Raw genomic sequence first — 6378 nt, 5'->3', positions numbered from 1 at the left:
CCTAGTACTGCCAGGGGAACGGCGACCAGTCAGGCGCGCGCTTTTCGAGAAAGCTGTCGCGGCCTTCGACCGCCTCGTCGGTTCCGTAGGCGAGCCGCGTGGCTTCGCCCGCGAAGAGCTGTTGGCCGACCATCCCGTCATCGGTGAGGTTCATGGCGTACTTGAGCATGCGAATGGCCGTCGGGCTCTTGGTGAGAATCGTCTCGGCCCAGTCGAGTGCCGTCGACTCGAGCTCGGCGTGCGGCACCACGGCGTTGACCGTGCCCATCTCGTAGGCGCGCTCAGCGTCGTACTCGCGGGCGAGGAAGAAGATCTCGCGAGCGATCTTCTGCCCGACCTGCTTGGCGAGGTAGGCACTGCCGTAGCCGGCGTCGAACGAGCCGACATCGGCATCGGTCTGCTTGAAGCGCGCGTGTTCGCGGCTCGCGATCGTGAGGTCGCACACGACGTGCAGCGAGTGGCCGCCGCCGGCCGCCCAGCCGGGCACGACGGCGATGACGACCTTCGGCATGAAGCGGATGAGCCGCTGCACCTCGAGGATATGCAGCCGGCTGGCTTTCGCCGGGTCGACGGTCTCGGCCGTCTCCCCCTCGGCGTACTGATACCCCGCCCGCCCGCGGATGCGCTGGTCGCCGCCCGAGCAGAACGCCCAGCCACCGTCCTTCCCGCTGGGGCCGTTGCCCGTGAGCAGCACGACGCCCACCTTCGGGTTCTGGCGGGCATCATCGAGCGCCCGGTACAGCTCATCGACCGTGTGCGGGCGGAAGGCGTTGCGCACCTCCGGCCGGTCGAACGCGATGCGCGCGATGCGCCCCGACGTGTCGAGGTGGTACGTGAGGTCGGTGAGATTCTCGAAGCCCGGCACGACGTGCCAGCGCGTCGCGTCGAAGGTGTCAGAGACGAAGGGCTCGGCCATGCGGCCAGCCTACGCGCGCCACCCGTTCGCAACTCAGGCTGAGCGGCCCCGGGTGCCGCGATAACCAGTCACTTGGGTCGCTTCTGCCTGAGTTACGAACACGACACGTCAGACTGGGCGGTATGGATGCCCTCCCGCCGCTCGCCGAGGTGCTGGCCCGCGCCCACGTCGTGAGCGTGCCGCTCGCCACCCGGTTCCGCGGCGTCGAGCACCGCGAGGCCGTGCTGCTCGATGGCCCCGTCGCCTGGAGCGAGTTCGCGCCCTTCGTCGAGTACGACGACGCCGAGGCGAGCACGTGGCTGGCCGCGGCCCTGCGCTTCGGGTGGCAGCGGTCGAACGCGCCGGCCGTGCGGGCGAGCATCCCGGTCAATGCGACCTTGCCGGCGGTGCCAATCGACCGGGTGGCGGCGACCCTCGCCCGGTTCGGCGCGTGCCGCACCGTGAAGATCAAGGTGGCCGAGCGCGGCGAGACCCTCGCCGACGACGTCGCTCGCGTCGCCGAGGTGCGGCGGCTGGTGGGGCCGGAGGGCCGCATCCGCCTCGACGCGAACGGCGGATGGAACCTCGACGAGGCCGAGCACGCGATCCGCGAGCTCGAGCGCTTCGACCTCGAGTACGTCGAGCAGCCGTGCGCGAGCATCGACGAACTGGCCGAGCTGCGGCGGCGCATCCACCGGCTCGGCGTTCCGATCGCCGCCGACGAGAGCGTGCGCAAGGCGGTCGACCCGCTCGCCGTCGCCCGCGCCGGGGCCGCCGACCTGCTCGTGATCAAGGCGGCGCCGCTCGGGGGCATCGACCGCGCCCTCGCGATCGTCGCCGAGGCCGGGCTGCCCGCCGTGGTCTCGAGCGCCCTCGACACGAGCATCGGGCTCGCGATGGGGGCCGAGCTCGCCGCGCGGCTGCCGCAGCTCGACTACGACTGCGGGCTCGGCACCGCGGCGCTGCTCGCCGACGATGTGGTCGCCGACCCGCTGCTGCCCGTCGACGGCGCGATCGCGGTGCGGCCGATCGTCGCCGATCCGGATGCCCTCCGCCGCCTCGCCGCCGACCCTGCCCGCACGGCCTGGTGGCGCGAGCGCCTCACGCGCTGCCACACGCTCCTATCGGCCTGAGGCGCAGCGGCGCTACCCTCGAGGCGTCGACCCGACGACGCCGGAGGAGCCACCATGCACCGCATCTCATTCGCAGTCACCGTCACCACTGCAGCCGTTCTCGCGCTGACAGGCTGCGGTCCGGCCGCACCGACCGCCCCCGTCGCGAACGACCGCACCGCGACGCCGACGCCCGACACTCTGAACCTCGAACCTCCGGCCTGCCTCATCGGCGACTGGACGATCACGCAGGAGGAGCTGCAGGTCTTCTACAACTCGGTGCGCGACGCCACCGACGGTGCGGTGTCGTTCGTCGTCGAGGGCGACACCGGCCTGAGTTTCGACGGCACGGTGTTCGCCTACGAGCCCGACCTGGTGCTGACCATCTCGACCCCCGCGACCGAGGGCGTCGCAACCCTCGCCGGCACGATCTCGGGGGCCTACTCGGCCGACGAGACGACGGTGACCACCACGAACGAGACCGTCGATGTCACCTACGACTACGTCGTCGGCGGGGTCAGCCAAGACGCCTCCGTCATCTTCGGCGATGCACTTCTCGGCTCGCCGATCAACGGCGGCGACTACACCTGCACTCCCGACGGCCCACTCATCAGCTTCGACAACGGCTTCGGTCGGGTTCCGGTGCAGCTCACGGCGGGCTAGAGACTGTCAGCGCGGAGTCGGGCCGGGGGCCCGACCTGTCACGACAGAGAAAAGCCCGAGCTGCGCCTATCTGTAGTCGGGCCTACAGGCCCGAATACGAATGCAGCCCCTTGAAGAAGAGGTTGACGATCGTGTAGTTGAAGATCACGGCCGAGAAGCCGATGATCGCCAGCCACGCAGAGCGGTCGCCGCGCCAGCCGCGCGTCGCGCGAGCGTGGATGTACCCGGCGAAGAGCACCCAGATGATGAAGGTCCAGACCTCCCTGGTGTGCCAGCCCCAATAGCGGCCCCACGCGCGCTCGGAGCCTGACTCGGTTTCGCGGACACCTGAGTTGAGGCGATGATCGTCTCGGAAGGAGTCCGTGAGATGCCTGCTGCCCACCCGCCGGAGTTCCGGCGTCGAGCCCTGGATCTGGTCGCGGAGGGAGACCCGGTCGCTCAGACCGCCCGCGGTCTCGGGATCAGCGAGTCCTGTCTTCGCAACTAAATGCATCGCGATGCAGTCGACTCGGGCCGCAAACCCGGCGCGACCTCCGACGAGCATCGCGAACTGGTCGAGATAAGGCGACGGTTGCGGGTGCTGGAGATGGAGAGCGAAATCCACAAGCGCGCGTTGGCCTACATTGCGCGGGAGAACGTGCTGCCGGAATAGGGTTCCGGCTGGTCCAGGTGCTGAGCCGACTCGCGAGCAGCGTATGGTGCGCCGCGAGTGCTGGCCGAGTTGCGGCTCGGGCTTAGCGTTCACGTCGCCCGCAAACGTGTCGCCAGGCTGATGCGGCAAGACGGGTTGGTCGGCGTCTCGCATCGTCGCAAGCGGGGAGGCTGGAAGCCGGACACGGCCACGCACGAGGTCCTCGTAAAGCGGCAGTTCCGCGCTGACGGGCCGAACCGGCTCTGGTTCTGCGACATCACGCAACACCGTGCGAAAGACGGCTGGGTCTATTGCGCTGCCGTGATCGACGCCTACTCACGCCGCATCGTTGGCTGGTCGATCTCCGTTCGGATCACCGCAGAGATCGTCGTCGACGCGCTGGAGATGGCACGCTGGCGGCTCCGACCCGAGCCTGAAACAGTCGTTCACGCGGAGAGAGGAGCCCAATACACTTCCCGGCTCTCCGGTCACCGACTCCGCCAAGCAGGGCTGCTCGGCTCGATGGGCAGAGTCGCCTCCAGCGTCGACAATGCGCTCATCGAGTCGTTCTGGTCAACGATGCAACGCGAGCTGCTGGACCGCACCAGCTGGGACTCCAGAACACAGCTCGCGTCGGCCATGTTCGAGTGGATTGAGGGGTTCTACAACCCCCGGCGCAGACACAGCAGCCTCGGAAACCTCAGCCCCGCCGAGTGTGAAGCCCTTCACCCCGCCGCAGAAATCGCGGCATGATCAACACAAGAGAAGCGCCCGGGAAACCGGGTCAGGCTCTAGACGCTCGTGAGCGTGCACGGCGGTGAGGCGAGCGCGCGGGTACTCGCCGACAACCGGACGCGCGGGGCGAGCACGGCGGAAGACTCCGCGGTCTCCGCTCAATTTGCGACGAGTGGCAAAGACCTCGACGAGCACGCCTTCGCCGTGCAGAGCGTGCTCGACACGCTGCGGCCGCACGCGCGCGCCGTCTCGGCGAGCGATCTCCCGTTCACCATCAAGCTGCCGAACCTCTGGCACCTCGCGACCGACGTCGAGATGCAACTGGCGCCGTCGTCGAGCGCGCTCGACATCGTCGCCGCGTTGCATTCCACCGCGGCCGCTACGCCGGGCCGGTGGGATGGATCGACTAGGACGGCGAGGGCGAGTGGTTGATCGCGCTGCGCTGCGCGCGCATCGATGATGACGGCCTGGTCACGGCCTACGCCGGCGCGGGCATCGTGGCCGACAGCGACCCCGATTCCGAACTCGCTGAGACGCGCGTGAAGTTCTGCCCGGTTGCCGACTCACTCCGCTGATGAGCGCGTCGACCGCATCCGACGTGGCTCCCTCACCGTGAGGATGGCAACCCAGATGAGCGAGGCAGCTAGTCCGTACAGCGCAGCGCTCGCGCCAATGAATTCGAGGTCGTTAACGGGGGATACGGGTGGCTCGTAGAGCGGACGCACCTCGGTACGAGAGTCATTCGGTTCAACGATAATCCACGACTCCAGCGCGCCCATCGAGGATGAGAACTCGGCGTAGATGAACCACAAGTCTCCTTCGGTGAGTTCCAGAGTTCCTCGGACCACAAGGCCGCTGGTATCACCCTGCTCCAGTGTGGCCTGAATAATCTGACCAGCGCGCCTTGCGACGATGCGTTCAAAGCGAAGCGGCGTGCTCGATGACACGACCTCTACAGTGATGCTTACTGTTGACCCGACTCGCTCAACCGTCATTGCGACTTCACCTTGCTCGGTGCCTTGCCCTGGATCGTGGGCGCTCGCGGGTAGTGGATCGACGCTCACGAGCGTCGCAGCCAAGGCCAACGTCGCCAACGTTGCGACGACAACCTGCCGGCCACGAGAGATCAGCATCACACCGCCCGCGATGGCGATCACGATGATGGCGGCAGGGAGCACTGTCTCGGCCTGCACGCTACTCAGCCCTACGGCGGAGGCCACGAGCTGTATGGACGACATTGCGATGGCGGCAAGCGCAAACCGGTCGACTTTCCGCGCGCGCGGGAGGTCGAGAACGGCGAGCCCAAGAAGAGCAACGGGTACGTCGACCGCCGGCCACCCCCACAACGTAAGAACGCCCCAGACCGCGGCCCGCAACGCCACAACGCCACCAACAATCACCGTCATGACGCGCGCCCCGCTCAAGGCAACGGTGATCACCCACGCGGCGAAGAGCGCTGCCGCAAGCGCAACCGGAAGGTACAACACCTCAGAAAACTGCGGAACGCGCGAGTCGTACTCCATCACCGGGAGCATTGCCGTGCCTAGGAGCACGGCACCGAGCGCCACATCGGCGCTTCGCAGTGGACGGCCTCGGTCGCCACTCATGGTCACGCCGACGACTACCACCACACTGCCGATGATCCCGAGGAGGTGAGGAGGGGACCAGAGCACCGAGTCCCGACCGAAGTACTCGTGCCACAAAACATCGAGGGCGGCCGACAGCGCCACCATGGCAAGAGCCACACCCGTCAAGACCAGGGCCCGGTCTCGAAGGACCGACCGCACTGAACGTTCTCTGACCAGAGTCACAACAACCCATGCCGCGATGATTAGCGCGACAGAGGCGATGCTTGAGTACAGCAGTACGTGGGGGGGAGCGAACGTGCTGTCTCGTCCGATCTCAGAGTGCCATGCTCCGTCCCAGTACGTCGCGATGATCGCGGCCGAGCCTGCGATCACAGATAACCACCGCAGGGCGATAGGGGTCGACCGCTGCGGGTCGAGAACGGGCGCGGTCGCGGGGTCGACTGATCTTTTTATGCGGCGAACGTACCCCCTGGGGGTATTTGTACGCAAGCCTCAATCTGGTCATCCACGTCTTGCGATGAAGCCCCGCCCTCGCTGTGCTATCGCGCCGGGGCCTTCGGCTTCCGGCTCGCCACGACACCTCCGAGGATGAGCAAGAGAGCGGCCATGGGATACCCGATGGCAAGATCGAGCAGGAGCGGCGGTTGCTCGGGGCCGAATGCCTCAAGGTGGGTAAGCCAATGCACGAGCCCCATGATCCCGCCCGCCACCATGATCGCCTGCCCGATACGGAGGAACAGTCGGCGGCGGGTG

Annotated in this window: 7 protein-coding genes and 2 pseudogenes; 5 read left to right on the top strand and 4 right to left on the bottom strand. The window is 67.4% G+C overall.

What is annotated here, in order from left to right:
- Nucleotide 1: 1 nt before the first annotated feature.
- Nucleotides 2-916, bottom strand: a complete 915-nt coding sequence (locus SFU54_RS09645) for a 1,4-dihydroxy-2-naphthoyl-CoA synthase (protein ID WP_319016062.1) — start codon at nucleotides 914-916, stop codon at nucleotides 2-4.
- 122 nt (nucleotides 917-1038) lie between these two features.
- Between SFU54_RS09645 and SFU54_RS09640 the strand changes: the two genes are divergently transcribed.
- Both SFU54_RS09640 and SFU54_RS09635 read left to right on the top strand, forming a co-directional pair.
- Nucleotides 1039-2028 (top strand): o-succinylbenzoate synthase, encoded by a 990-nt coding sequence (locus tag SFU54_RS09640; RefSeq protein WP_319016061.1) that lies wholly within the window; start codon nucleotides 1039-1041, stop codon nucleotides 2026-2028.
- A 54-nt stretch (nucleotides 2029-2082) separates the two neighbouring features.
- The gene (locus tag SFU54_RS09635) at nucleotides 2083-2670 is read left to right on the top strand and encodes a hypothetical protein (RefSeq protein WP_319016060.1); all 588 of its coding nucleotides are present in this window, start codon (nucleotides 2083-2085) and stop codon (nucleotides 2668-2670) included.
- An 82-nt stretch (nucleotides 2671-2752) separates the two neighbouring features.
- On the opposite strand, the pseudogene ccsA reads toward SFU54_RS09635, so the two are convergent.
- Nucleotides 2753-2974: pseudogene (gene ccsA / locus SFU54_RS09630) on the bottom strand (cytochrome c biogenesis protein CcsA); the annotation flags it as partial.
- Between the two features lie 387 nt (nucleotides 2975-3361).
- Between ccsA and SFU54_RS09625 the strand changes: the two are divergent.
- From SFU54_RS09625 to SFU54_RS09615, 3 genes and pseudogenes are all read left to right on the top strand, one after another.
- Nucleotides 3362-4054 (top strand): annotated as a pseudogene (locus SFU54_RS09625) (IS3 family transposase); the annotation flags it as partial.
- 48 nt (nucleotides 4055-4102) lie between these two features.
- A complete protein-coding gene (locus SFU54_RS09620) occupies nucleotides 4103-4468 on the top strand; it encodes a chorismate-binding protein (RefSeq protein WP_319016059.1) in 366 nt (121 codons plus the stop codon).
- Entirely contained in the window at nucleotides 4465-4611 is a 147-nt protein-coding gene (locus tag SFU54_RS09615) for a chorismate-binding protein (RefSeq protein WP_319016058.1), read from the top strand. Before SFU54_RS09620 ends, SFU54_RS09615 begins: the two co-directional genes overlap by 4 nt.
- Here the strand turns inward: SFU54_RS09615 and SFU54_RS09610 are convergent.
- Entirely contained in the window at nucleotides 4600-5769 is a 1170-nt protein-coding gene (locus SFU54_RS09610) for a hypothetical protein (RefSeq protein WP_319016057.1), read from the bottom strand. The two genes, SFU54_RS09615 and SFU54_RS09610, sit on opposite strands and share 12 nt — an antisense overlap.
- Before the next feature lie 395 nt (nucleotides 5770-6164).
- Nucleotides 6165-6378: hypothetical protein (locus tag SFU54_RS09605; protein WP_319016056.1), on the bottom strand; the 214-nt coding region annotated here is incomplete at its 5' end.

Origin of the sequence: Microcella sp., assembly GCF_033763155.1 — a bacterium.
Lineage (GTDB): Bacteria > Actinomycetota > Actinomycetes > Actinomycetales > Microbacteriaceae > Microcella.
The sequence above is the reverse complement of the archived record's forward strand: the minus strand, read 5'-3'. Positions and strand labels throughout refer to the sequence as shown.

Excerpts from the sequence above, each read along its gene's own strand:
- SFU54_RS09645 (WP_319016062.1), bottom strand. The coding sequence starts at position 916 with ATGGCCGAGCCCTTCGTCTCTGACACCTTCGACGCGACGCGCTGGCAC.
- SFU54_RS09640 (WP_319016061.1), top strand. The coding sequence starts at position 1,039 with ATGGATGCCCTCCCGCCGCTCGCCGAGGTGCTGGCCCGCGCCCACGTC.
- SFU54_RS09635 (WP_319016060.1), top strand. The coding sequence starts at position 2,083 with ATGCACCGCATCTCATTCGCAGTCACCGTCACCACTGCAGCCGTTCTC.
- SFU54_RS09610 (WP_319016057.1), bottom strand. The coding sequence starts at position 5,769 with ATGGTGGCGCTGTCGGCCGCCCTCGATGTTTTGTGGCACGAGTACTTC.